The organism is Xanthomonas rydalmerensis, assembly GCF_033170385.1.
Lineage (GTDB): Bacteria > Pseudomonadota > Gammaproteobacteria > Xanthomonadales > Xanthomonadaceae > Xanthomonas_A > Xanthomonas_A rydalmerensis.
In genome coordinates this window covers 3,875,153-3,899,684 of record NZ_CP126170.1, presented here as the reverse complement: position 1 = coordinate 3,899,684, position 24,532 = coordinate 3,875,153, and the positions used below count along the sequence as shown (strand labels likewise).

The following is a 24,532-nucleotide window of genomic DNA, read 5'->3' as shown; positions in this document are numbered from 1 at the left end:
GGTTGCGATGACCATCCGCCTACAGCACCTGGGCAAGCGCTTCGGCGATTTCGCCGCGCTCGACGACGTCAGCCTGGACATCCGCCAGGGCGAACTGCTGGCGCTGCTGGGGCCGTCCGGCTCCGGCAAGACCACGTTGCTGCGGGTGATCGCCGGGCTGGAACACGCCGATCGCGGCCGCGTGCTGATCCACGGCGAGGACGCCACCGCGCTGTCGGTGCAGGCGCGCCGGGTCGGCTTCGTGTTCCAGCACTACGCCTTGTTCAAGCACATGAGCGTGTACGAGAACATCGCCTTCGGCCTGCGCGTGCGCCGCGAGGCGCGCTGGAGCGAGTCGCGCATCCGTGCGCGGGTGCAGGAGTTGCTGGCGCTGGTGCAGTTGCACGACCTGGAGCGGCGCTACCCGGCGCAACTGTCCGGCGGCCAGCGCCAACGCGTGGCGCTGGCCCGCGCGCTGGCGATCGAGCCGCGCGTGTTGCTGCTCGACGAACCGTTCGGCGCGCTCGACGCGCAGGTCCGCCGCGACCTGCGGCGCTGGCTGCGCGAACTGCACGAACGCACCGGCCTGACCACGGTGTTCGTCACCCACGATCAGGAGGAGGCGCTGGAACTGGCCGACCGCGTGGCGATCCTCAACCGCGGCCGGATCGAGCAGATCGGCAGTCCCGCGCAGGTCTACGAGCAGCCGGCCTCGCCGTTCGTGTACGCCTTCGTGGGCGCGGTGAACCGGCTGCCGGCACGTCTGCACGACGGTGCGGTGCAGGTCGGCGGGCTGGCCTTGCCGGTGCCGTCGACGCCGCTGTCCAGCGGCCCGGTCGAACTGTATGTCCGGCCGGAAGACCTGGCGCCCGGCAGCGAGGGCTGGGCGGCGACGGTGCTGTCGATCCAGCGCAGCGGCCCGCGCCTGCGCCTGCGCGCCCAGCTGGCGCACGGCCACGACGAGGTGGAGGTGGAGCTGCCGGCGGGCGAGGGGGTGCCGGACTACGCGCCCGGCCAGCCGCTGCACCTGCGCGCGCGCCGCTTCGGGCTGTTCGCCCGACCCGACTGAGGCGCCATCGCGCCATGCCAATCGCCTACTGGCGCGGCTGCGCGCCGGTGCCGTCAGCGGCTGGCCCGGTCGGCCTCGACGTGACCGCCAGGTCGCTGGCCGGGTCCATGCCTGTCGAGTCCGAGGCCAACCCCGGCGCGCCGGCCGTGTCCGCACGTGACGCAAAAGTACAGGCCTGTGTCAGGCCATGGCATGCGCTGGGCGAAAAGTTGTTGCACTGCAAGATCAAAGCAGTTAAAAAAGCGTGAAAGCGCATGCGTCCCGCTGCTGCAACCCACCCTCGTCAACCCACAGGAGAATGACCGGTGAACAAGACCACTCTCGCCCTGGCCGTCGCACTGGCCGCTTCGCCGTTCACCGTCCTGGCCCAGGACGAACCGGCTTCGCCGATCACCGGCTCCTACGGCGTGGTCAGCGACTACGTGTTCCGCGGCGTCTCCCAGACCGACAAGGGCCCGGCGTTCCAGGCCGGCCTCACCTACACCTCGCCGTTCGGCCTGTACGTGGGCACCTGGGGCTCCAACGTCGACTTCGGCGCGGGCGATCCGGACTGGGAAGTGGACGGCTTCGTCGGCTACAACGTCGATTTCTCGCCGGACTGGAACTTCGACGTGATGGTCAACCGTTACGGCTACCCGGGCGCCGGCAAGTCGAACTACAACGAACTGATCACCAAGACCAAGTTCCTCAAGACCTACACCCTGACCGTGGCGTACACCGACAACGTGTACAACCTCGACCGCGACAGCTTCTACTACGCGCTGGACGGGAACTGGGCGCTGCCGCAGGGCTTCAGCGTCGGCGCGCACGTCGGCCGCACCACCTACGAAAGCGCGCTGACCGCGTACCAGGACTACACCGACTACAACGTCAGCGTGGGCAAGATGGTCGGCCCGCTGGCGCTGAGCGTGGGTTACTACGACACCGACAACAAGGGCCCGGAGAACTTCACCGAGCGCCTGGCCGGTCACCGTGTGGTGGTCTCGGGCACGATCGCGTTCTGATCGCATCGTCTCGTGAAACGACGAAGGGCGCCGCAAGGCGCCCTTCGTGTTTTTCCGGTATCGCCGCGTTGCCGCGGCGCGCGCCTTACCAGCTCAGCACGACCTTGCCGGCCTTGCCTTCTTCCATCAGGTCGAAGCCCTTCTGGAATTCGTCGATGGTCAGCTGGTGGGTCAGCACCTTGCCCAGCGGGAAGCCGGACAGCACCAGCTGGGTCATCTTGTACCAGGTCTCGTACATCTTGCGGCCGTAGATGCCCTGCACGGTCAGGCCCTTGAAGATGATCTTGTCCCAGTCGGCGCCGGCGCCGCGCGGCATGATGCCGAGCATGGCGATCTTGCCGCCGTGGTACATGCAGTCGAGCATGTCGTTGAAGGCGCGCGGATTGCCGCTCATCTCCAGGCCCACGTCGAAGCCTTCCATGTGCAGGTCGGCCATCACGTCCTTGAGCGAGGTGTTGGCGACGTTGACCACGCGGGTCGCGCCCATGTCCGCGGCCAGCTTCAGGCGGAAGTCGTTGACGTCGGTGACCACCACGTTGCGCGCGCCGATGTGCTTGCAGATGCCCGCGGCGATGATGCCGATCGGGCCGGCGCCGGTGATCAGCACGTCCTCGCCGATCACGTCGAACTCCAGCGCGCAGTGCGCGGCGTTGCCGTAGGGGTCGAAGAACGCGGCCAGTTCGGAGGGGATCTGGTCGGGGATCGGCCACAGGTTGGAGGCCGGCATCACCATGTACTCGGCGAAGGCGCCGTTGACGTTGACGCCGATGCCGACCGTGTTCGGGCACAGGTGCGGACGTCCGCCGCGGCAGTTGCGGCAGTGGCCGCAGACGATGTGGCCTTCGGCCGAGACGCGCTGGCCGACCTCGTAGCCGGTGACCGCCGAGCCGAGCTGGGCGATGCGGCCGACGAACTCGTGGCCGATGGTCAGGCCGGGCTTGATGGTGCGCTGGCTCCACTCGTCCCACAGGTAGATGTGCAGGTCGGTGCCGCAGATCGCGGTCTTTTCCAGCTTGATCAGCACCTCGTTGGGGCCGGGGACCGGCACCGGCACCTGTTCCAGCCAGATGCCCTTGGCGGCGTCGCGCTTGACCAGCGCCTTCATTGTTTGCGCCATGTCGGTGCAGATTCGATGGGAAGAGGGCGCGCAGTATAAGCGCCCGGCCGGCGCGCCCATGTTGCGGCGCGGTCAGGACGTGCCCGGGACTGGGCGACACGCCCCAGGGTGCCATTGGTCACGGTCCGGGCGCTTGATGACAGCCGTTACACTCTAACGTCTGTCATCAAGGAAGCTATTCGATGCGTTCGAATTCGTTGGCTGTCGCCATCGCCGCCGTGGCCGCCCTGTCCGGTGTCTCCACCGCCCAGGCCGGCGAGGGCATGTGGGTCCCGCAGCAGTTGCCGGATATCGCCGGGCCGCTGCAGCAGGCCGGCCTGAAGCTGTCGCCGCAGCAACTGTCCGACCTCACCGGCGACCCGATGGGCGCGGTGGTCTCGCTGGGCGGCTGCACCGCCAGCTTCGTCTCGCCGCAGGGCCTGGTCGTGACCAACCACCACTGCGCCTACGGCGCGATCCAGCTCAACTCGACCCCGCAGAAGAACCTGATCCGCGACGGCTTCAGCGCCGCCAGCCAGGGTGCGGAACTGAGTGCCGGCCCGAACGCGCGCATCTATGTGCTCGACCGCATCACCGACGTCACCGCGCAGGCCAAGGCGGCGATGGCCGCCGCCGGCAAGGACGCGCTCAAGCGCACGCAGGCGTTGGAGGATTTCGACAAGACCCAGGTCGCCGCGTGCGAAGCCGATGCCGGCTACCGCTGCGAGCTGTACAGCTTCTCCGGCGGCAACACCTACCGTCTGTTCCGCACCCTGGAAATCCGCGACGTGCGCCTGGCCTACGCGCCGCCGTCGGGCATCGGCAAGTTCGGCGGCGACGTCGACAACTGGATGTGGCCGCGCCACACCGGCGATTTCTCGTTCTACCGCGCCTACGTCGGCAAGGACGGCAAGCCGGCCGCCTATGCCAAGGACAACGTGCCGTACCAGCCCAAGCACTTCCTGAAGTTCGCCGACCAGCCGCTGGGCGCCGGCGATTTCGTCATGGTCGCCGGTTACCCGGGCCGCACCAACCGCTATGCGCTGGCCTCCGAATTCGACGCTACCGCCGACTGGGGCTATCCGACCGCGGCGCGCCAGTACCGCGACCTGATCGCGCTGGTCGAGCAGGCCGGCAAGCAGAATCCGGACATCCAGGTGAAGTACGCGGCGACCATGGCCAGCTGGAACAACGTCGCCAAGAACTACGAAGGCCAGTTGGAAGGCTTCAAGCGCATCGATGCGGCGGCCAAGAAGCACGCCGAGGAACGCGCGGTGCTGGACTGGCTCAAGCGCCAGGGCGGCGAGGGCAAGGCCGCGCTGCAGGCGCATGCGCAACTGCTGGCGCTGGGCGAGCAGGCCAAGGCGACGCGCGATCGCGACCTGGTGCTGCGGCAGATGCAGCGTACCGGCGCGCTCGGCAGTGCGGTGTCGCTGTACCGCCTGTCGATCGAGCGCGCCAAGCCGGACGCCGAACGCGAGCCGGGCTACCAGGAGCGCGACCTGCCCGAGATCGAGGGTGCGATGAAGCAGATGGAGCGCCGCTACGTCGCGTCCATGGACAGCCAGTTGCAGCGCTACTGGTTCGACCAGTACCTGAAGTTGCCGAAGGCGCAGCGCCTGCCGGCGCTGGACCAGTGGCTGGCCGGCGCCGATGCGCAGGCCGCCGCCGCGCGCCTGGCCGGTACCCAGTTGGGCAACACCGATGCGCGCCTGAAGTGGCTGCATGCCGACCGCGCCGCGTTCGAGGCCAGCGACGATCCGGCGCTGCGCTATGCGGTGGCGCTGATGCCGACCCTGCTGCAGATCGAGCAGGACCAGAAGCGCCGCGAGGGCGAGGAACTGCTGGCGCGTCCGCGCTACCTGCAGGCCGTGGCCGACTACAAGAAGAGCCAGGGCGAGTCCGTGTATCCGGACGCCAACTCTTCGCTGCGCATCACCTTCGGCAACGTCAAGGGCTACGTGCCCAAGGACGGCGTGGCCTACACCCCGTTCACCACGCTGGAAGGCGTGGTCGCCAAGGACACCGGCGTGGAGCCGTTCAATTCGCCCAAGGCGCTGCTGGATGCGGCTAAGGCCAAGCGTTACGGCGGGCTGGAAGACAAGCGGCTGGGCACGGTGCCGGTCAACTTCCTGTCCGACCTGGACATCACCGGCGGCAACTCCGGCTCGCCGGTGATGGACGCGCACGGCAAGCTGGTCGGCCTGGCCTTCGACGGCAATTGGGAGTCGGTGAGTTCGAACTGGGTGTTCGACCCGGCGATGACCCGGATGATCGCGGTCGACACGCGTTATCTGCACTGGATCATGCAGGAAGTGATGCCGGCGCCGCGGCTGTTGAAGGAGTTGAACCTGGCCAAGTGAGCCAGGCCCGACGGACGGCGGCCATGGCCGCCGTCCGCGTGTCCGCCCCGGCGCGCTGCGGCGGCGCGCGGGATGCGGCGCAGGGTTTCCGGCGACGGAGCGGGTATCATGCCGCTCCGTTTTCGTTTGCGAGACGGGCCCTTCCCCCAAGGAATCCAGCGCATGCGCATTCTGCTCGCCCGCCATGGCGAAACCCCGTGGAACGCCGAAGGCCGCTACCAGGGCCAGATCGACATCCCGCTGTCGCCGGTCGGCGACGCCCAGGCGCAGGCGCTGGGCGCACGCCTGCGCGAGGTGCCGCTGACCCGCGCCGTGGCCTCGCCGCTGGCACGCGCGCAACGCACCGCGCGCTTCGCCCTGGGCGCCGAGCGCGAGGCGCTGCTGCAGACCGATCCGGACCTGCAGGAGATCGCCCATGGCGAGTGGGAAGGTCTGCTGGCCAGCGAAATCAACGAGAAGGATCCTGCGCGCCTGCGCGCCTGGCGCGAGGAGCCGGATACGGTGCTGATGCCGGGCGGCGAGTCGCTGCGGCAGGTGCTGGAGCGCTCCTGGCGCGGCCTGGCCCGCGCCGCCGAGGGCCTGGGCGAATACGACACGCTGCTGGTGGTCGCCCACGATGCGGTCAACCGGGTGATCCTGTGCCGGGTGCTGGGCCTGCCGATCGCGCGGCTGTGGAGCTTCCGCCAGGCGCCGACCACGCTGAACCTGCTGGAAGGGCCGGACGTGGAGCATCTGGAAGTGGTGCGGCTGAACGATTGCGCGCATCACACGCCGTTCTTCGGCGAGGCGAAGCATCGGGCGTTGTAGGTTTTCCGGTCGTTGCGACGGTCTGCTGAGTTGATGCAAAGGCAAGATCAAATGCTTTCGCGCTTGGCGCGCGAGTCACTTTTCTTTGCTTGTGCAAAGAAAAGTAACCAAAAGAAAGCACACCCGGGCGGCATGCCCTCCGCGCTGCGCGCTCCGGGTGCGCAAGCAGGCCGGACATTTTTCGGCGGCACATCCATGTGCCGTCGAAAAACGGCGCGCGTCCTGCGCGCCGCCCCTGCGGGGTTTTCGTCCGGCCTGCTTGCCGTGCCTCACGGGATCCGGAACAGCTAAAGCAACATCAACCGCAAAAGCCAAAGCCAAGCCAAAGCCAAGCAACCGCCGACGCCTAACAACAGCAAAGTGCAGTGCGGCTTCGGTACGCGTGCTGTCGCCGCATCAGTCGAGTTCAATCGCCTCCATGAACACCCTCTCCGAATGGCTCGCCTACATCGAGCGCCAACATCCCCAGGACATCGCCATGGGCCTGGAGCGGGTGCGCGCGGTCGCCGCGCGCATGCGCCTGACCCGGCCGGCCAAGCACGTCATCACCGTCGGCGGCACCAACGGCAAGGGTTCGACCGTCGCCTTCATCGAGGCGATCGCGCGTGCCGCCGGCTGGCGCGTGGGCAGCTACACCTCGCCGCACCTGCTGCGCTACAACGAGCGCGTGCGCATCGAGGGCGAAGAGGCCAGCGATGCCGACCTGATGACTGCCTTTGCGGCAGTGGAGGCCGCGCGCGGCGAGACCGCGCTGACCTACTTCGAGTACGGCACGCTGGCGGCGCTGTGGCTGTTCCAGCAGGCCAAGCTGGGGTTGGCGGTGCTGGAGGTCGGCCTCGGCGGCCGGCTCGATGCGGTGAACCTGGTCGATGCCGACGTGGCGGTCATCACCACCGTGGACATCGACCACACCGACTGGCTCGGCAGCGACCGCGAAGCGATCGGCGCGGAGAAGGCCGGCATCGCGCGGCCGTGGAAGCCTCTAGTGCTGGGCGAGATCGATCCGCCCTCCAGCGTGCTGCGCCGCGCCTACGCGATCGGCGCCAACGCGATCCGCGCCGGCAGCGACTTCTTCCACGAGCAGATCGACGCCGAACGCTGGCGCTGGCGCGACGTCGGCACCGAACTGCAGTTGCCGTTGCCGCAGTTGCGCGCGCCGGTGCAGCGCGCCAACGCCGCCACCGCCATTGCCGCCCTGCGCGCGTTGCGCCGGTCGCTGCCGCGCAACGCCTATGCCGAGGGCATCGCCGCCGCCCGTCTGCGCGGACGGCTGCAGCCGTGCGTGCGCGATGGCGTGGAGGTGCTGGTCGATGTGGGCCACAACCCGCAGGCGGCGCGCGAGCTGGCCGCCGCGCTGCAGGCGCAGCCGGTCGCCGGCCGCACCTGCGCGGTGTTCGCGGCGCTGGCCGACAAGGACGCCGCCGGCGTGGTGGAGGCGCTGGCCGCGCAGGTCGATGCCTGGCACCTGGCCGGTTTGAGCGGCAGCCGCGGCCAGAGCAGTGCGCAGTTGCGCGCGCGGCTGGCGGGTACGGCCGCCGCCGAAGCCAGCGTTGCCGAGAGCGTGGCGCAGGCGCTGCAATCGGTGCTGGCACAGGCGCGGCCGGGCGACCGCGTGCTGGTGTTCGGCTCGTTCCATACCGCCGCCGAGGCCCTGCACTGGCTGCATTCAGCCGGCTGATCCCGCCCTCGCGCGGGCCGACCTTATAATCGACACGGCACTCCGCCACGCCGCCCCCTCACCCCTTCCGTGGATACCGTCCTGAAACAGCGATTGATTGGCGCCCTCGTCCTGGTAGCGCTCGCCGTGATCTTCCTGCCGATGCTGGTGAAGGGGCCTGCGCCCGACAGCGGCGTGGCCAATGTGCCGTTGAAGGCGCCCGAGGCGCCGGCCGACGGCCAGTTCCAGACCCGCGAGTTGCCGCTGGTGACCCCGGGCGATGCACCCAGCGGTGGGGCGGTGGGCATGGCCAAGTCCCCGGGTGCCACGCCCGCGGCCGCCGCCGCGCCGGCGCCGGTCCAGAACAACCCCGATGCCGCCGACCTGGCCGATCCGGCCGCCGGCAGCGCCGCGCAGCCGTTGCCGCCGAGCGTGGCCGCCGGCAACTACGCGGTGAACTTCGGCGCCTATGCCACCGCCGCCGACGCCGATGCGGTGATCGCACGGCTCAAGCAGGCGCAGCTGCCGGGCTTCCGCGAGCAGGCCACGATCGGCGGGCGCCAGGCCTGGCGCGTGCGGATCGGGCCGTATGCCGATCGCGCCCAGGCCGAATCCGTGCGTCTGCAGGCGGTCAAGGTCCGCAACGACGTCAACGCGCAGGTGGTGACCCTGGACGCGGCGCCGAGCAACGCGACCCCGACCAGCGCCACGCCGGCCGCCGGCAGCCATGTCGCCGCCGCCGCGCCCGCCGCCCCGGCCAAGACCGAGGCGCTGCCGCCGGAGCCGGCCAAGCCGGTCGCCACCGCCAAGCCGGCGACGCCGCCGGCGCCCAAGCCGGAACCGGCCAAGCCGGCCGTGACCAAGCCCGAACCCAGCAAGCCTGCGGCCACGCCGGCCACCACGGCGGCCGCCAAGCCAGCGCCGAGCGTGCCGGCTGCGCCTGCCGCTTCCGGTACCGGCTTCGCCGTGCAGCTGGGCGCGTTCGGCAAGGCCGAGGACGCCAATGCCCTGCGCGACAAGGTGCGCGCGGCCGGCTTCAGCGCCTTCGTCGAACAGGTGCGCACCGACAAGGGCGCGCTGAACCGGGTGCGGGTCGGGCCGGTCGCCAACCGCGCCGATGCAGAGCAGTTGCGCGCCCAGGTGGCGGCCAAGGTCGGTATCAGCGGTATGGTACGTCCACATCCTTGATCGGGCCCCGGCCCATGGAGTAGCACGATGGTCCAGGGAAGGCTGGCGCGACGCGCGATCGGCGCGATGCAGCGGCTCGGCCGCGGGAGGCGCGCATGATCGACATGGTGCTGTTGACGGTGATCCTGGTCTCGGCCCTGCTCGGGGCCCTGCGTGGGTTCGTCGGCATCGTGGTCGGCACGCTGTCCTGGTTCCTGGCCGGCTGGGCCACGTTCCAGTTCGGCGGCAACGCCGGGCAGTGGTTGGCCAACGGCTCACGGCCGAGCATGAGCTACTACCTGGGCGGCTACGCGCTGACCTTCGTGACGGTGATGGCGGTGGTCGGCATCACCGGCATGGTGATCCGCACCGCAGTGCGCTCGACCGCGCTGTCGGGCACCGACCGCGCGCTCGGCTTCGGCCTGGGCGCGGCGCGCGGCGGCTTCTTCGCCGCGGTGCTGGCGTTCCTGATGAGCTTCACGCCGCTGACCCGCGAGCCGGACTGGCGCCATTCGATGGTGCTGCCGGTGCTCAGCCCCGGCGTGGGCTGGATGCGCGCGCAGATGCCGGACTGGCGCATGCCGCAGATGCCGCAGTTGAACCTGTCGCAGATGCCGCAACTGAACGTGTCGCAGATGGATTTGGGCAACTTGCCCGCGGCAGGCGATAATGCCGCGCTGGGCAACGCCCTGCAGGCCAGTGGGCTGCAGGAAATGATGTCCAAGGCCCTGGGACGTCCCGGGGTGCGGTCCGCGCAGCCCGGGAGCGATCCGTCGCAACTGATGCCCGCGAACATCGATCCGGCGCAGGCGCGTCCGGCGCAATCCGACCCGGCACGGGTCGAACCCAACGGCCAGGCACGGCCACCTTCCCAATAGCGGCGTCCCCGCCGCGGAGAGCGTTGACATGTGTGGCATCGTCGGAATCGTCGGCACCCAGAACGTGGCCGGGCAACTCTATGACGGCCTGGCCGTGCTGCAGCATCGCGGTCAGGACGCGGCGGGCATCGCCACCGCCGACGGCACCCGCCTGCGCGTGCAGAAGGCCAACGGCCTGGTCCGCGACGTCTTCGACGAGAAGCGCATGGCGGTGCTGGAAGGCCGCGTCGGCATCGCCCACTGCCGTTATCCGACCGCCGGCTCGGAAGGCATGGACGAGGCGCAGCCGTTCTACGTGAATTCGCCGTACGGCATCGCACTGGCCCACAACGGCAATCTGGTCAATACCGAATCCTTGCGCCAGCAGGTGTTCGAGGCCGACCGCCGCAACATCAACACCGATTCGGACAGCGAAGTGCTGCTGAACGTGTTCGCCTACGAGCTGGACGCGCAGCGCATGCTGACCCCGGAAGCGGCGATCCGCGCCGTGGCCGGCGTGCACCGCCGCTGCAAGGGCGGCTACGCGGTGGTCAGCGTGGTGCTGGGCCTGGGCCTGGTCGCGTTCCGCGATCCGCACGGCATCCGCCCGCTGGTGCTGGGCAAGCGCGAGAGCGTGGAGGGCGACGAGTACATCGTCGCCTCCGAGTCCTCGGCGCTGGACATCCTCGGCTTCACCCGCGTGCGCGACGTGCGCCCCGGCGAAGCGCTGGTCATCACCGGCCGCGGCGAGCTGTTCTCCGAGGTCTGCGCCTCGCCGACCGACCACACCCCGTGCATCTTCGAGTACGTGTACTTCGCGCGCCCGGACTCGATGATCGACAACGTCTCGGTGCACAAGGCGCGCATGCGCATGGGCATGAAGCTGGGCGAGAAGATCCTGCGCCTGCGCCCGGACCACGACATCGACACCATCATCCCGATCCCGGACACCTCGCGCGACGCCGCCTTGGAGATGTCCAACGTGCTCGGGGTGAAGTACCGCGAGGGCTTCGTCAAGAACCGCTACATCGGCCGCACCTTCATCATGCCGGGGCAGGGCGAGCGGGTGAAGTCGGTGCGCCGCAAGCTCAACCCGATCCACCTGGAATTCCGCAACCGGGTGGTGCTGCTGGTCGACGATTCGATCGTGCGCGGCACCACCAGCCGGCAGATCGTGCAGATGGCGCGCGACGCCGGCGCGCGCAAGGTGTACCTGGCCAGCGCGGCGCCGCCGGTGCGCTATCCCAACATCTACGGCATCGACATGCCGGCCGCCGACGAACTGGTGGCGCATGGCCGCAGCGAGCAGGAGATCCAGGAATTCCTCGGCTGCGACTGGCTGATCTACCAGGACCTGGAAGACCTGGAGACCGCGGTGCGCGAGGGCAATCCGGAACTGAAGGCGTTCGACTCCTCGTGCTTCAATGGCCAGTACACCACCGGCATCGAGCCCGGCTATTTCGAGCGGATCATGCAGTTGCGCTCGGACGAGGCCAAGCGCAAGCGCCGTGCCTGAGTCCCGCGGCGGCCGCGCCCGGGCGCGGCGCATGCGCGCGCTGGCGGGCCTGGCCGTGCTGTGCGGCGGCTGTCGCGCGCCGCTGGTGACCGCGGCCGCGCAACTGCCGGCGGCGCCGTGAACGGCGACCTGTACCAGGCCGCGCGCGCCTGCCTGGACGCGGCCGACCCCGACGAGAAGGTCGCGCTGACCCAGCGCCATGCCGCGGCCTGGCGTCATGGCGACTTGGCGATGCCGACCGAGGCGCCGGCGCCCGAGCCGATCCGCATGCCCGGGCGGCCACCGCGACCGCTGTTGGTGCATCCGCGCGAGCTGCCGCGCCGCGGCCTCGGCAGCGCCGAAGGCCGCGCCGCCTTCATCCATGCCATCGCCCATATCGAACTCAACGCCATCGATCTGGCCTGGGACGCGGTCTACCGCTTCCGCGGCCTGCCGCCGGCGTTCTATGCCGACTGGGTGGCGGTGGCGGACGACGAGTCGCGCCATTTCGTGCTGCTGCGCGACCGCCTGCGCGCGCTGGGCAACGCCTACGGCGATTTCGCCGCGCACAACGGCCTGTGGGAGATGTGCGAGAAGACCGCCCACGACGGCCTGGCGCGGATGGCGCTGGTGCCGCGGGTGCTGGAGGCGCGCGGCCTGGACGTGACCCCGGGCATGATCGCCAAGCTGCGCGCGCTCGACGACGACGCCACCGCCGACATCCTGGAGATCATCCTGCGCGAGGAAGTGGCGCACGTGGCCGCCGGCTCGCGCTGGTACCGCTGGTATTGCGCACAGGCCGGGATCGAGCCGCGCGCCCGCTTCGCCGCGCTGCTGCGCGAATACGCCGGCGGCTACCTGCATGGTCCGTTCAACCTGCAGGCGCGCCTGCTGGCCGGGTTCGACGAGGACGAATTGCTGGCCCTGCAGCAGCAGGCCGGCTGAAGGCGCCGCCGCCCGACAGGGCGTGGCGTGTGCTGCAGCGAGGCGCCGACGTGGACGGCATTCCGGTGGCGTCGCGTGGATTTCGTGATGTCTATCTCCGACTGATGCCTGGACCGCATTTGTTGCTTGCGCTGAACGGTGGCTGAGCGGCTAATCGAACTCCCCCGCGCGGCCTCCCCCGTTCCGGCCGCGCGCGGGGCGACGTTCGTCCCTACTCACCACCCAGGAATCCGACATGAAGTCGATCTGCAGCCTTACCGCGATGCTTGCCCTGTGTGTCGCCGGTTCCGCCTCCGCGGCCGGAACGCCCCTGTTCCAGAGCAGCCAGTACGTGTCCAAGTCCATCGCCGGCGAGCCGGCGCTGAGCCGCCTGCTGGCCAATCCCGCCACCGGCGCGGTGCAGCGCGTCGGCGTGAACGCCGCCGCGGTCACCGCCGGACAGAAGCAACTCGAGCTGGACCTGCTGGGCCAGCGCATCACCGCCACGCAGTTGAAGACCGAGCAGTTGGAAGGCGGCAACAGCATCTGGTACGGCAACCTCGGCAATGCCGCGGTGGCCCGGACTCGCGCACCCTCCGGCCTGGATCCGCTGAACTCGGCGATCCTGGTGCGCAGCGGCGACACCATCACCGGCAGCATCCGCAGCAACGGCACGCTGTTCCACCTGCGTCCGATCGCCGGCGGCGGCCATGTGCTGGTGGAGGTCGACGAACGCCGCATGCCGGCCGAGCATCCGGCCGACTACGCCCTGCTGCCGACCGTGCAGATGCCGCAGTCGGTGATCGACGAGCGCATGACCGCCGCCGGCGCCTCGTCCGGTTCGCCCGCGACCATTCGCGTGCTGGTGGTGGCGACCAACAAGGCGGTGACCAGCTACGGCGGCAACATCCAGTCGCTGGTGCAACTGGCGGTGGCCGAGTCCAACCAGGGCTACACCAACAGCAACGTCGGCATCACCATGCAACTGGCCGGCTACGAGACCACCAACTACACCGAGTCCGGCGACTTCAACACCGACCTGACCCGCTTCCGCGGTACCAGCGACGGCTACATGGACAGTATCCATACCTCGCGCAACAGCACCGCGGCCGACGTCGGCGTGCTGATCATCGACAATTCCGCCTATTGCGGCCTCGCCTCGGGCATCGGTTCCACCGCCGCCACCGCGTTCGCGGCGGTGTACTGGGATTGCGCCACCGGCTACTACAGCTTCGCCCACGAGATCGGCCATCTGCAGAGCGCGCGCCACGATGTGGCCACCGACTCCAGCACCTCGCCGTACGCCTATGGCCACGGTTATCGCTACGGCAACAGCTGGCGAACGATCATGGCCTACAACTGCACCAGCAGTTGCCCGCGGCTGAACTACTGGTCCAACCCGAACGTGTCCTACAACGGCGTGCCGATGGGCAACGCCAGCACCGCCGACAACCAGCGTGTGCTGGTCAACACCAAGGCGACGGTGGCCGGGTTCCGCTGAGCCGGCGTGCGCGTGGCGCAGGCCGCACGCCTGCGCCACGCGTGACGGAGACGAGCGGAGCGGGCGCGGTGGCGTGCGCTTCCGCTATGCTGGGAAGTGGCGCCGGCGCGGTCGGTGCCGACTGACTTCCTGGGATCGACGATGTTCAAGCGCATGCGACTGCCGGCCACACTGCTGCTGGCGATGCTGAGCGCGGGCTGCGGCCCCGCCCCCGATCGGCAGGCCGATAGCCCGTCGCCGACGGCCAAGACCGACCCGCCGCGGGCGACCCCGCCGGCCGACACCTTCGACGAAAACCGCGCAATGGATCTGCTGCAGGCGCGCCTGGCGGCCGATCACGCCTATCCCGACCTGCCGTGCCTGGGCTATGCCATCGAGGACGAGCAGGACGAGGTGGCCTCCGCGACAGCCTCTGCACCGGCCGCACCCAAGGCCTCCGCGCCGGCGGCGATCGAGATCGCGGTGCGCGAGAAGCACGGCGACGGTTGCCCGGGCGATCCACAGACCGAGCCGGTCCGCGACCGTTTCCGCGTCGAGCGTTCCGGCGCGATCCGCTGGTACGACGTGGTCGATGGCGACTTCGTCGATTACGCGCAATGGCGGCAGCAGCAAACCGGTGGCGGCTTGCCCTGAGCGGCGGGTCTTGTGCGCGTCGCCGGGCTGCGCGCGGCCGCGCCGGACACGTGTACTAGAGCTGTTGCAGTCGGCAGCCCTGCGCATCCACGCGCAGCACCGAGCCCTGTTCGTACCAGTCGCCGAGCACGATGCGGGTGCAGGCACGCCCCTCCACGTCCAGCGCATGCACCGCCGGCCGATGGGTGTGGCCATGGATCATCCGCGCCACGCCATAGCGGGCGAAGGTGGCGGCGACCTCGGCCGGCGCCACGTCGGTGACGGTCTCGAACTGCGTGCGGTCGCCCTGTTTCAGGTCGGCCTGGCGCGCCTGGCTGGCGGCGCGCGCCTGCTGCGCGTAGGCGATGCGCGCGGCCAACGGCTGCGCCAGGAACTGCTGCTGGAACGCCGGGTCGCGGGTCTGCGCGCGGAACGCCTGGTAGGCGGTGTCGTCGGTGCACAGCAGGTCGCCGTGCAGCAGCAGGGTCGGCTCGCCGTACAGATCGATCACGCAGGGATCGGGCAGCAGGCGCAGGCCGGCGCGCTGCGCGTAGTCGGCACCGAGCAGGAAGTCGCGGTTGCCGTGCATGAAGAACACCGGTACCCCGGCCGCGTGCAGCGCGTGCAGCTCCAGCGCCACCGCATCGGCCGCCTCGGACGGCGTGTCGTCGCCGATCCAGGCCTCGAACAGGTCGCCGAGGATGTACAGCGCCTCGGCCCGGCGCGCCTCCCCGCGCAGGAAGTCGAGAAACAGCGCGGTGATCGCCGGCCGTGCCGGATCCAGATGCAGGTCGGAGATGAACAGCGTGGTCATTCGGCCATTGTACGGCCGGGATTGGGGAATCGGGATTGGGGATTGGATGAAGCCGCGAGCATTGGCGTCGTTGTGCCTGGCGTAGGAGCGGCTTCCGCCGCCGCCTTGGAACCGAAACCGCCCTGGTGGCTGGCGACCAGTGAGCGTGCACGTTGAACTACGGTTCCTCCTTCTACCGGGTCGCGGCCCGTTGCCGTCCTGTCGCTTTGTGCGGCGCTGCGATTCTGGTCGGTAGTGCAGGGCCTTCGTTTGCCGAGGTGAGCGCGGCCAAGGCACTGTTTGATACGCCGACGCATCTCACGCCATCAACATAGAAATGTTTGTTAGCGTGACCGCATTGCTGGCGCCATCGCGCGCTCCGGCCGTGAATCGTCTTTCAACGTTTGAAGGAGGTCGTCATGAGGACCGTACAGGGGGTCTACGCCGATCTGAGAGATTCCATCGGAATTGACGCCGGCACCACGGTGGTCCTGACGGGCCACGACCCGGTGACGCCATCGGTCCATCGTATTGGGGACGGTGCCGCCGCGGCCCTCGGCTTGCTGGGCGCGGGCATGAGCAGTCTCGGCGAGTTGAGGGGCGGGACACGACAGACCGTCACCGTCGACGTCGAGGATGCGATCGCGCAGCTGATGGCGGTGTTCCTGACGACCTTGAACGGCGTGCCTGCCGAACGACTCTTCGAGGATCCCTCCCTGTTCGCGGACAGCGACTTCTATCGTGCAGGCGACGGCCGTTACGTTTATCTGCTGCTGACCTATCCGCATCTGCGGATGCTGGCCTGCCAGGTGCTCGGTTGTCCTCCGTCACGTCGGCATTTTGCCGACGCGATCGCACGTTGGGACGCTTTCGCATTGGAGGACGCCATCAGCGGGGTAGGGGGCACATGCGTTGCCGTCCGGACGCGGGCGGAATGGCGCAGCCATCCCCAAGGGCTCTACCTTGCCGACCGACCGCTGATCGAGATCACCAGGATCGGCGATACCCCACCGGTGCCCCTGCCCGAGGGAAGGGCAGCGCTGCCGATGGATGGATTGCGCGTCCTCGACAACACCCATGTCATAGCAGGGCCGATCGCGGCGCGACTGATGGCTGAACATGGAGCGGAGGTCCTTCATCTTTCGACACCGCGTTATCCCGACCCGCAGGCGATGCAGGTCGAGACCAATATTGGAAAGCGAAGCGCCTGGTGCGACCTCAACGAGCCGGCGGGACGTGCGGCATTCGAACGGCTGTTGGGCGATGCCGACATCTATGTTGGAAGCTATCTTTCCCTCGATCGCAAGGGGTACGGGCCGCTCGCGCTTGCCGAGCGCCGGCCGGGGATTGTCGTGCTCGACTTCCATGGCTGGGGCAAGGCGGGGCCTTGGTCTCAGCGCGGCGGGTTCGATCAGCTCGCCTGCGCCGCCACGGGGTTTTCGGCGGAGGAGGGGGCGTTCGATGGCCCCCGCTTGCCGCCGACCTATCTGCTGAACGACTATCTGGCCGCGATCTTGGGAGCGGCCGGTGTGACCGAGGCCCTTCGGCGGCGCACAGTGGAAGGCGGCGCCTACCATGTCCATCTCGACCTGGCGCGGGTCTGCATGTGGATCCAGGATCTCGGCCTGCTGTCTCGTGCACAGGTGATCGGCTTGCCGCCGCCCGATCCCGCGCGGCTGAAGAATCGACGTGTGACGGTGCCGGGACCGTTCGGCGAAACGACGTACCTGCCAACCCAGATCAACTACTCGGACCTTCGCCCGTCTCTCGCCCGTGGCGCCGAGCCTCTTGGCGCGTCTCCATGCGCATGGGCAAGCGACTCGGCCAAGGCACGATGAAGCAGTCTTGAGAGCGTCAGGATGGAGAGAGAGCGCATAGGGCCGGACGGCGCCGGCTGTTCCCACTCCCTATTCCCGATTCCCCACTCCCAGCTTTAAACCAACCACAGCGACACGCCCGCCAGCAGCGCGCCAATGCCGGTGGCGGCGAGGACGTCGCTGGGGTAGTGCAGGCCCAGCACCACCCGCGACAGCGCCACGCAGGCGATGAACGGCACCAGCAGCGGCGCCAGCCACGGGTAGTAGGCGAGGGCGACGATGCCGAAGGACACCGCGTGCAGGGTGTGGCCGGAGGGGAAGCTGAATTCGTCCAGCGGCGCCACCCAGGCACGAATGCGCAGGTCGGCGGCATACGGGCGCGGACGCCGGGTCCAGCGCTTCAGGCCCTTGTACAGGCTCAGTGCGACCACGCCGGTGGCGGCCATGTGCGCGGAGGCGAACACGCCGTCCATGCCGTCGCACAGCACCAGCAGGGTCATCAGCGCATACCAGAACACGCCGTCGCCCAGTCGACTGATCACCGAGAAGAAGCGCCGCACCGAACGCCGCCGGCACCAGTGGTTGGCGCGCCGGCACCAGCGGGTCTCGTGCCCGCGCAGGATCTCAAGCCGCGTCGACATGCGTCCTCCGGGTCTGCGCCAGTTGGTTGAGCAGGGCATCGAAATCGGCCACCACCCGCTCCGGGCGCAGTTGCTGCATCGACGCGCAGGCGGCCGCGCCCAGGCGCCGGCGCAGCGCCTCGTCGCTGCCCAGGCGCAGGGCGGCGGCGATGAAGGCGTCGTCGTCGGCCACCGCTGCGCCGTTGCTGCCGTCGCGCAGGTACTCGCGCGCCGCGCCGTAGTCGAAGGCGACCGTGGCCAGGCCGCTGGCCATCGCCTCCAGGGTCACGTTGCCGAAGGTCTCGCTGCGGCTGGGGAACAGGAACAGGTCGCCGCTGGCGAAATGCCGCGCCAGCGCATCGCCGCGCTGCACGCCGCAGAAGATGAAGTCGGGATTCTCCTGCGCCAGGCGCTCGCGCAGCGGGCCGTCGCCGACCCAGACGAAGCGCGCGCGCGGGCGCAGCTGCTGCAACTGGCGGAACGCGCGCACCGCCAGCGGCAGGTTCTTCTCCGAGGCGATGCGGCCCACGTACAGCACCGCGCAATCGTCGTCCTGCAGCCCCCACTGCTGGCGCAACTGCGGATCGCGGCGCTGCGGCTCGAACTGCTTGCTGTCCACCGCGCGCGCCAGCAGGCGTACCCGCTCGAAGCCCTGGGTGGCCAGGAAGTCGCGCAGTTCGCGGGTCGGCACCAGGGTCGCCTGGGCCTGGTTGTGGAAGCGCCGCATCCAGCGCAGCGCGGTCGACTGCAGCCAGGCCGCGCCGTACTGCGGCAGGTATTCGTCGAAGCGGGTGTGGAAGCCGGTGGCGATCGGAATGCCCAGGCGCCGTGCGCTGCGCAGCGCCGACCAGCCCAGCGGGCCCTCGGTGGCGATGTACACCGCATCCGGCGGTGCCGCCTGCCACAGCCGGGTCAGGCGCCGTGGCGCGGGCAGGCCGAACTTCAATCCGGGGTAGCGCGGCAGCGCCGCACCGCGCACCAGCCGCAGATCCGCCGGGTCGGCATCGCCGGCCTGGCGCGGACGCACCACATCGACGCTATGGCCGCGCGCGCGCAGCCCCAGTTCCAGCCCCTGCACGGTCAGCGCCACGCCGTTGACCTCAGGGGGATACGTCTCGGTGACGATCGCGTAGCGCATGCGGGGGCTCCGGTTTGGCAAAGCCTCGCGCACGGCGGTGAAGCGAACATGTCCAGCGCATGTAGGAACGATGACGCCAGAAGCCGGGATTCGGGATTCGGGATTTTCGCAAGTTCGTCGCCGTGCCGCTTTTCTGTGGGAGAGGCTTCAGCCCCGACGCGGTATCGGTAAGGCGTCGGGGCTGAAGCCCCTCCCACAAAAAAGCCGCGGTGTCGCGGCTTCAGAGAGTGCGGCTTTTTCTTTCAAAAACCGGCACTTTTTTCATCAAATCGCTTGACCGCGATTTGACCGCGGACAGCATGCTGCCGTCCCGAGTCCCGAGTCCCGAGTCCCGAGTCCCGAGTCCCGAGTCCCGAGTCCCGAGTCCCGAGTCCCGAGTCCCGAGTCCCGAGTCCCGAGTCCCGAGTCCCGAGTCCCGAGTCCCGAGTCCCGAGTCCCGAGTCCCGAGTCCCGAGTCCCGAGTCCCGAGTCCCGAGTCCCGAGTCCCGAGTCCCGAGTCCCGAGTCCCGAGTCCCGAGTCCCGAGTCCCGAGTCCCGAGTCCCGAGTCCCGAATCCCGAATCCCGAATCCCGAATCCCGGCCCTCAAGCCACAAACGGCCGGAAATTGATCCCCAGCCCGGCCATGCCCTCGACTTCGCCGATCAGGTCGGCGCGCTGCAGCGGCCGCGATTCGATCCACGGCTGCGACAGGATCAGGTGCAGGTTGGCGCCGTCGGCCTTCAGTTCCAGCGCGGGGATCGGGTCGGCCTCGTGCGCGCGATGCAGCAGCACCGCCAGGCGCAGCAGCGCGGCCTTGCGCTTGGCGCTGAGCAGCAGGCGGTCGGGCAGTGCCTCGAACGCGGTCTTGGAGACGTTGCGGCGGTGCGTGCGCACCAGCGTGGCCAGCACCTGCTGCTCCTGCCGCGAGAAGCCGGCGATGTCCGAGTGCTCCAGCACGTAGGCACCGTGCACGTGGTACTGGCTGTGCGCGATGGCCTGGCCGAGTTCGTGCAGGCGCGCGGCCCAGCCGAGCATGCGCGCGTCGTCGGCATCCAGCGCCCAGTCGCCGGCAACCTGCTCGAACAGCGCCATCGCGGTGTGCTCCACGCGCGCGGCCTGCGCCTCGTCGATGCCGTAGCGCTGGGTGAGCGCGGCGATCGCGGTTTCGCGCGGATCGTTCTCGCCGCCGCGGCCGAGCATGTCGTAGAGAATGCCTTCGCGCATGGCCGCCTTGCTCACCATCAGCCGTTGCAGGCCCAGCGCCTGGAACGCCGCCTCCAGCACCAGCACGCCGCCGGCGATGATCGGCCGGCGGTCGGCGGACAGGCCCGGCAGGTCGATGTCCTCGATGCGCTTGGCCAGCAGCAGGCGGTCGCGCAGTTGCGGCAGCGCCTCGGCGGTGATCGCGCCCTTGGTCAGCTTCATCGCCGCGCAGATCTCGCCGATCGCCTTGTGCGTGCCCGACGAACCCAGCGCCTCGTGCCAGCCCAGCGCGCGGTACTGGCCCGCGAACTGCTGGAACTCGGCGCCGATCTCGGTCAGCGCGTCCTTCCACTTCTTCCTGGACAGCTTGCCGCCCGGGAAGAAGCGCCGCGTGCTGGCGATGCAGCCGGCCTGCAGGCTCTCGCGTTCCAGGGTCTGGAAGCCGCTGCCGATGATGAACTCGGTGGAGCCGCCGCCGATGTCGATGACCAGGCGGCGTTCGTCCGGCTTGGGCGGCTGCGCATGGGCCACGCCCAGGTAGATCAGGCGCGCTTCCTCGCGGCCGCTGACCACTTCGATCGGATGGCCGAGCGCGGTCTCGCCGGGAATCAGGAAGGTCTGCGGCGAGCGCAGCTGGCGCACGGTGTTGGTGGCCAGCGCGCGCACGCGCAGCGAAGGCAGGTCGCGGATGCGCTGGCCGAAGCGCGCCAGGCATTCCAGCGCGCGCTGTCGCGCGTCGGCGGACAGCCCGCCCTTGTTGTCCAAGCCGTCGGCCATGCGCACGGTCTCGCGCAGGCGGTCCACCACCCGCAGCTGCCCGAGCTGATAGCGGGCGATGACCATGTGGAAACTGTTGGAACCCAGGTCGATGGCGGCCAGTAGGTCGTCGTCGCGCAGCGGCGGATGAGTGGGGGAGGTGGCAGGCATGGCGGAATGGTAGCCGATGCGCGGCGCGCGCCGTTGGCGCGACGCCGCGCTGCGCTCAGAGCCCGTCGAGCAGGGCCAGCTGCGCCGAGTGCGGCGGCTGGTCCTGGCCCGGGGCCAGCTTGCGGTAGTTGCCGTCGGCGTCCAGTTCCCAGGCGTTGAGATTGTCGGCCAGGTAGTTCTGCAGCACCTCGCGGTGGATGCGCTTGACCAGGTCCGGATCGAGGATCGGGAAGCCGGTCTCCACGCGCCGCAGCAGGTTGCGTTCCAGCCAGTCGGCGCTGGCGCAGAACAGTTCCGGCGCGCCGTCGTTGCCGAACCAGTAGACCCGGCTGTGCTCGAGGAAGCGGCCGACGATCGAGCGCACCCGGATGTTGTCGGACACGCCTGGCACGCCGGGGCGCAGGGTGCAGGCGCCGCGCACGATCAGGTCGATCTTGACCCCGGCCTGCGAGGCGGCGTACAGCGCGCGGATCACCTGCGGCTCGTTGAGCGCGTTCATCTTGGCGATGATGCGGCCCGGGCGGCCGGCGTGCGCCAGCTTGGTCTCGCGTTCGATCCGGTGCAGCACGCCCGGGTGCAGGGTGAAGGGCGATTGCAGCAGGCGCTTGAGGCGGATCTTCGGCGCCAGGCCGGACAACTGCTGGAACAGCAGGTGCACGTCGTTGCCGATGTCCACGTCGGAGGTGATCAGGCTCAGGTCGGTGTAGGCGCGTGCGGTGCCGCTGTGGTAGTTGCCGGTGCCCAGGTGCACGTAGCGGCGCAGCTTGCGGCCCTCGCGGCGCACGATCAGCAGCATCTTGGCGTGGGTCTTGTAGCCGACCACGCCGTACACCACCTGCACGCCGGCTTCCTGCAGGCGGTCGGCCAGGCCCAGGTTGGCCTCTTCGTCGAAGCGCGCGCGCAGCTCCACCACCACGGTGACGTCCTTGCCGTTGCGCGCGGCCAGCACCAGCGCATCGACGATCGCCGAGTCCTTGCCGGTGCGGTACAGGGTCTGCTTGATCGCCAGCACGTTGGGGTCGATCGCGGCCTGCTTGATCAGGTCCAGCACCGCGGTGAAGGCGTCGAACGGGTGGTGCAGCAGCACGTCGCCGGCGGCGGCGATCTCGAAGATGCCTTCGCTGTCGCGCAGGGTGCGCGGGTTCATCGCCGGATACTTCAGGTCCGGGCGCTGCACCAGGTCGTAGACCTGGTTGACCCGGCTCAGGTTGACCGGGCCGTTGATGCGGTAGACCGCGTTCTCCGGCAATTCGAAGTTCTGCAGCAGGGTGCGCACGATCGACTTCGGGCAGTCCTCGGCAATCTCCAGCCGCACCGCCGGCCGGTAGCCGCGGTTGACCAGTTCGTCGCGCAGCGCCAGCGCCAGGTTCTCCACTTCCTCCTCGTCCACCACCAGTTCGGAGTTCCGGGTGACGCGGAACTGGTAGGAGCCCATCACCTCCATGCCCGGGAACAGTTCGTCGACGAAGGTGGACAGCACCGAGGACAGGAACACGAAACTCTGCCCGCCCTCGGACAGGCTTTCCGGCAACTGGATGATGCGCGGCAGCGAGCGCGGCGCGCGCACGATCGCCAGGTGGCCGACGCGGCCGAACGCGTCGGTGCCCTTGAGCACCACCACGATGTTCAGCGACTTGTTGAGGATCTTCGGGAACGGATGCGCCGGGTCCAGGCCCAGCGGCGACAGCACCGGCATGATCTCGTTGCGGAAGTAGGCGCGCAGCCAGCGCTTCTGCCGCGCGTTCCAGGAATGGCGGCCGAGCACGCCGATGCCGGCGTCCTTCAGTGCCGGGCGCAGCACCTCGTTCCAGCAGCGGTACTGCTGGTCGACCAGTTGCGCGGCGCGGTCGTGGATGGAGGTGAGGATGGCGCTGGGGCTCATCCCGTCCGGTGCCGGCGGCAGCCCGAACTCCTGCGCGTGGCGCACGGTGGCGGCGCGGATCTCGAAGAATTCGTCGAGGTTGGTGCAGGAGATGCACAGGAAGCGCAGCCGCTCCAGCAACGGCACCTGCGGGTCCTGCGCCTGCGCCAGTACCCGGAAATTGAAGTCCAGTTGCGACAGTTCGCGGTTGATGTACAGCGCGGGATCGCGCAGCGGGTCGCTGGGAATGTCCGGTGGCGGCGTGGGCGGCAGGGCAGGGGCGCGGCGGGGCATGGCGATACTCGTTAGACGGAGGTCAGGGTGGCATGGTCGTGCCGCGGATGCACGCGCCCGGCGCCGAAGTGGCAGGAGAAGGTGCTGCCCTTGCCGACTTCGCTCTCGATCTCCAGTCGCGCCTGATGCAGACCGAGCACGTGCTTGACGATCGACAGGCCCAGGCCGGTGCCGCCGCTCTCGCGCGAACGGCTGCTGGAGACGCGGTAGAAGCGCTCGGTGATCCGCGGCAGATGATGCGCGGGAATGCCGTAGCCGCTGTCGCGCACCGACAGCACCGCGCCGTCGCCTTCGCGGGCGAAGCGGATGCGGATGGTGCCGCCGGCCGCGGTGTAGCGCACCGCGTTGGTGACCAAGTTGGAGAAGGCGCTGTGCAGTTCCTTGTTGGAGCCGACCAGGTCGCAATCGGCCTCGTCGTGGACCTCGATGCGGTGCCGGCCCTGACTGTGCGCCTCGGCCTCGCGGCGCAGCGTGGCCAGCATCGGCGCCATCGCGATCGACTCCTCGTTGGCGTGCTCCTGCGATTCCAGCCGCGACAGGGTCAGCAGGTCCTCGACCAGCTGGGTCATGCGCTGCGACTGCTTGCGCATCTCGGCGATCATCGGCCCCGAGTCCGGGAAGTCCTCCGGATCGAGCATGTCCAGGTAGCCGTGGACCACGGTCAGCGGCGTGCGCAGCTCGTGCGAGACGTTGGCGACGAAATCGCGGCGCACCTGCTCCAGCTGCAGCAGCTTGCTGACGTCGCGCGCGACCAGCAGCCAGTGGTCGTCGGAATAGGGGATCAGGCGCAGGTTCAGGCGCAGGCGGTCGTCGACCGGCGAGGGCATGTCCAGCATCGGTTCGGCGTTGCGGCCGCCGCTGAGCCAGTGCGCCAGCGGCATCGGCTGCAAGCGCTCCACCACCGGCGCGCCGAGGTCGCCAGGGTGGCGCAGGCCGAGCAGGGTGCCGGCCGCCTCGTTGAACCACTGGATGCGCTGGCTGTTGCGGTCCACCACCACCACCGCGTCGGGCAGTGCCGCGGCGGCGGCGCGGTAGGCGCGCAGCATGTCCAGCAGGCGCCGCTTGCGCACGCGCATTTCCGCCTGGCTGCGGTACAGCAGCCGATCCAGCTCGTTCCATACGCCGGTGCCGGCCGGCGGCTCCCAGCGCTGGCGCGCGGTCAGTCGCCGCAGTACCCGCCGCAGCCGCCAGTAGTGCCAGCCCATCACCCCCAGCGACATCAGGGTCAGCGCCATCCACACATGGCCGCCGATCCAGCCGACCAGCAACGCCAGCAACAACATGCCGGCGAGCGTGCCGAGGGTCTTCAACCAGGCGGAGCGGATGTGGCGGGGCATCGGGAACGCACTCTGTCGCAAAGGATCGTGA

The 24,532-nt window shown here is 69.3% G+C and carries 20 protein-coding genes; 13 read left to right on the top strand and 7 right to left on the bottom strand.

Annotated features, from left to right (window positions below):
• Window positions 1-7: 7 nt before the first annotated feature.
• Genes QN245_RS16435 through QN245_RS16425 form a run of 3 tightly spaced genes read left to right on the top strand, consistent with a single transcriptional unit; the run spans window position 8 to window position 2,052 of the window.
• Window positions 8-1,048 carry a sulfate/molybdate ABC transporter ATP-binding protein gene (locus tag QN245_RS16435; RefSeq protein ID WP_317843682.1) on the top strand — a complete coding sequence of 347 codons (1,041 nt, stop codon included), beginning with the start codon at window positions 8-10 and terminating at the stop codon, window positions 1,046-1,048.
• Between the two features lie 14 nt (window positions 1,049-1,062).
• Entirely contained in the window at window positions 1,063-1,296 is a 234-nt protein-coding gene (locus tag QN245_RS16430) for a hypothetical protein (protein ID WP_317843681.1), read from the top strand.
• A gap of 57 nt (window positions 1,297-1,353) precedes the next feature.
• On the top strand, window positions 1,354-2,052 hold the full coding sequence (locus QN245_RS16425; protein WP_160966141.1) for a TorF family putative porin: 699 nt from the start codon (window positions 1,354-1,356) through the stop codon (window positions 2,050-2,052).
• An 85-nt stretch (window positions 2,053-2,137) separates the two neighbouring features.
• On the opposite strand, the gene tdh is transcribed toward QN245_RS16425, so the two are convergent.
• Window positions 2,138-3,169 carry an L-threonine 3-dehydrogenase gene (gene tdh, locus QN245_RS16420; protein WP_160966143.1) on the bottom strand — a complete coding sequence of 344 codons (1,032 nt, stop codon included), beginning with the start codon at window positions 3,167-3,169 and terminating at the stop codon, window positions 2,138-2,140.
• A 182-nt stretch (window positions 3,170-3,351) separates the two neighbouring features.
• Here tdh and QN245_RS16415 point away from each other — a divergent pair, with 182 nt between their 5' ends.
• The 9 genes from QN245_RS16415 (at window position 3,352) to QN245_RS16375 (ending at window position 14,552) form a co-directional block, all read left to right on the top strand.
• The gene (locus tag QN245_RS16415; RefSeq protein ID WP_160966145.1) at window positions 3,352-5,511 is read left to right on the top strand and encodes a S46 family peptidase; all 2,160 of its coding nucleotides are present in this window, start codon (window positions 3,352-3,354) and stop codon (window positions 5,509-5,511) included.
• 162 nt (window positions 5,512-5,673) lie between these two features.
• On the top strand, window positions 5,674-6,318 hold the full coding sequence (locus QN245_RS16410) for a histidine phosphatase family protein (RefSeq protein WP_160966147.1): 645 nt from the start codon (window positions 5,674-5,676) through the stop codon (window positions 6,316-6,318).
• A gap of 418 nt (window positions 6,319-6,736) precedes the next feature.
• Entirely contained in the window at window positions 6,737-7,996 is a 1,260-nt protein-coding gene (folC, locus tag QN245_RS16405) for a bifunctional tetrahydrofolate synthase/dihydrofolate synthase (RefSeq protein WP_425612879.1), read from the top strand.
• A 69-nt stretch (window positions 7,997-8,065) separates the two neighbouring features.
• On the top strand, window positions 8,066-9,163 hold the full coding sequence (locus QN245_RS16400) for an SPOR domain-containing protein (protein ID WP_317843680.1): 1,098 nt from the start codon (window positions 8,066-8,068) through the stop codon (window positions 9,161-9,163).
• Window positions 9,164-9,258: 95 nt separating this feature from the next.
• The gene (locus tag QN245_RS16395) at window positions 9,259-10,020 is read left to right on the top strand and encodes a CvpA family protein (protein WP_160966151.1); all 762 of its coding nucleotides are present in this window, start codon (window positions 9,259-9,261) and stop codon (window positions 10,018-10,020) included.
• A 28-nt stretch (window positions 10,021-10,048) separates the two neighbouring features.
• The gene (purF, locus tag QN245_RS16390; RefSeq protein WP_160966153.1) at window positions 10,049-11,515 is read left to right on the top strand and encodes an amidophosphoribosyltransferase; all 1,467 of its coding nucleotides are present in this window, start codon (window positions 10,049-10,051) and stop codon (window positions 11,513-11,515) included.
• A 117-nt stretch (window positions 11,516-11,632) separates the two neighbouring features.
• On the top strand, window positions 11,633-12,439 hold the full coding sequence (locus QN245_RS16385) for a ferritin-like domain-containing protein (RefSeq protein WP_317843679.1): 807 nt from the start codon (window positions 11,633-11,635) through the stop codon (window positions 12,437-12,439).
• Window positions 12,440-12,674: 235 nt separating this feature from the next.
• On the top strand, window positions 12,675-13,919 hold the full coding sequence (locus QN245_RS16380) for a zinc-dependent metalloprotease (protein ID WP_317843678.1): 1,245 nt from the start codon (window positions 12,675-12,677) through the stop codon (window positions 13,917-13,919).
• A gap of 141 nt (window positions 13,920-14,060) precedes the next feature.
• Entirely contained in the window at window positions 14,061-14,552 is a 492-nt protein-coding gene (locus QN245_RS16375) for a hypothetical protein (protein ID WP_317843677.1), read from the top strand.
• A 55-nt stretch (window positions 14,553-14,607) separates the two neighbouring features.
• Here the strand turns inward: QN245_RS16375 and lpxH are convergent, their stop codons facing one another.
• Window positions 14,608-15,345, bottom strand: a complete 738-nt coding sequence (gene lpxH / locus QN245_RS16370; RefSeq protein ID WP_160966161.1) for a UDP-2,3-diacylglucosamine diphosphatase — start codon at window positions 15,343-15,345, stop codon at window positions 14,608-14,610.
• A gap of 398 nt (window positions 15,346-15,743) precedes the next feature.
• Between lpxH and QN245_RS16365 the strand changes: the two genes are divergently transcribed.
• On the top strand, window positions 15,744-17,162 hold the full coding sequence (locus QN245_RS16365) for a CoA transferase (RefSeq protein ID WP_184448248.1): 1,419 nt from the start codon (window positions 15,744-15,746) through the stop codon (window positions 17,160-17,162).
• A 95-nt stretch (window positions 17,163-17,257) separates the two neighbouring features.
• Here the strand turns inward: QN245_RS16365 and QN245_RS16360 are convergent, their stop codons facing one another.
• The 5 genes from QN245_RS16360 to phoR all read right to left on the bottom strand — a co-directional run bounded on the left by QN245_RS16360 (window position 17,258) and on the right by phoR (window position 24,501).
• Window positions 17,258-17,782, bottom strand: a complete 525-nt coding sequence (locus QN245_RS16360; protein WP_184448247.1) for a phosphatase PAP2 family protein — start codon at window positions 17,780-17,782, stop codon at window positions 17,258-17,260.
• Window positions 17,766-18,899, bottom strand: a complete 1,134-nt coding sequence (locus QN245_RS16355; protein ID WP_184448246.1) for a glycosyltransferase family 4 protein — start codon at window positions 18,897-18,899, stop codon at window positions 17,766-17,768. The genes QN245_RS16360 and QN245_RS16355 overlap by 17 nt, the downstream gene beginning before the upstream one ends.
• Window positions 18,900-19,482: 583 nt before the next feature.
• Window positions 19,483-21,009, bottom strand: a complete 1,527-nt coding sequence (gene ppx, locus QN245_RS16350; protein ID WP_317843676.1) for an exopolyphosphatase — start codon at window positions 21,007-21,009, stop codon at window positions 19,483-19,485.
• Window positions 21,010-21,064: 55 nt separating this feature from the next.
• Window positions 21,065-23,164 carry a polyphosphate kinase 1 gene (gene ppk1, locus QN245_RS16345; RefSeq protein ID WP_160966167.1) on the bottom strand — a complete coding sequence of 700 codons (2,100 nt, stop codon included), beginning with the start codon at window positions 23,162-23,164 and terminating at the stop codon, window positions 21,065-21,067.
• A gap of 11 nt (window positions 23,165-23,175) precedes the next feature.
• Entirely contained in the window at window positions 23,176-24,501 is a 1,326-nt protein-coding gene (gene phoR, locus QN245_RS16340; RefSeq protein ID WP_160966169.1) for a phosphate regulon sensor histidine kinase PhoR, read from the bottom strand.
• Between the last annotated feature and the right edge of the window lie 31 nt (window positions 24,502-24,532).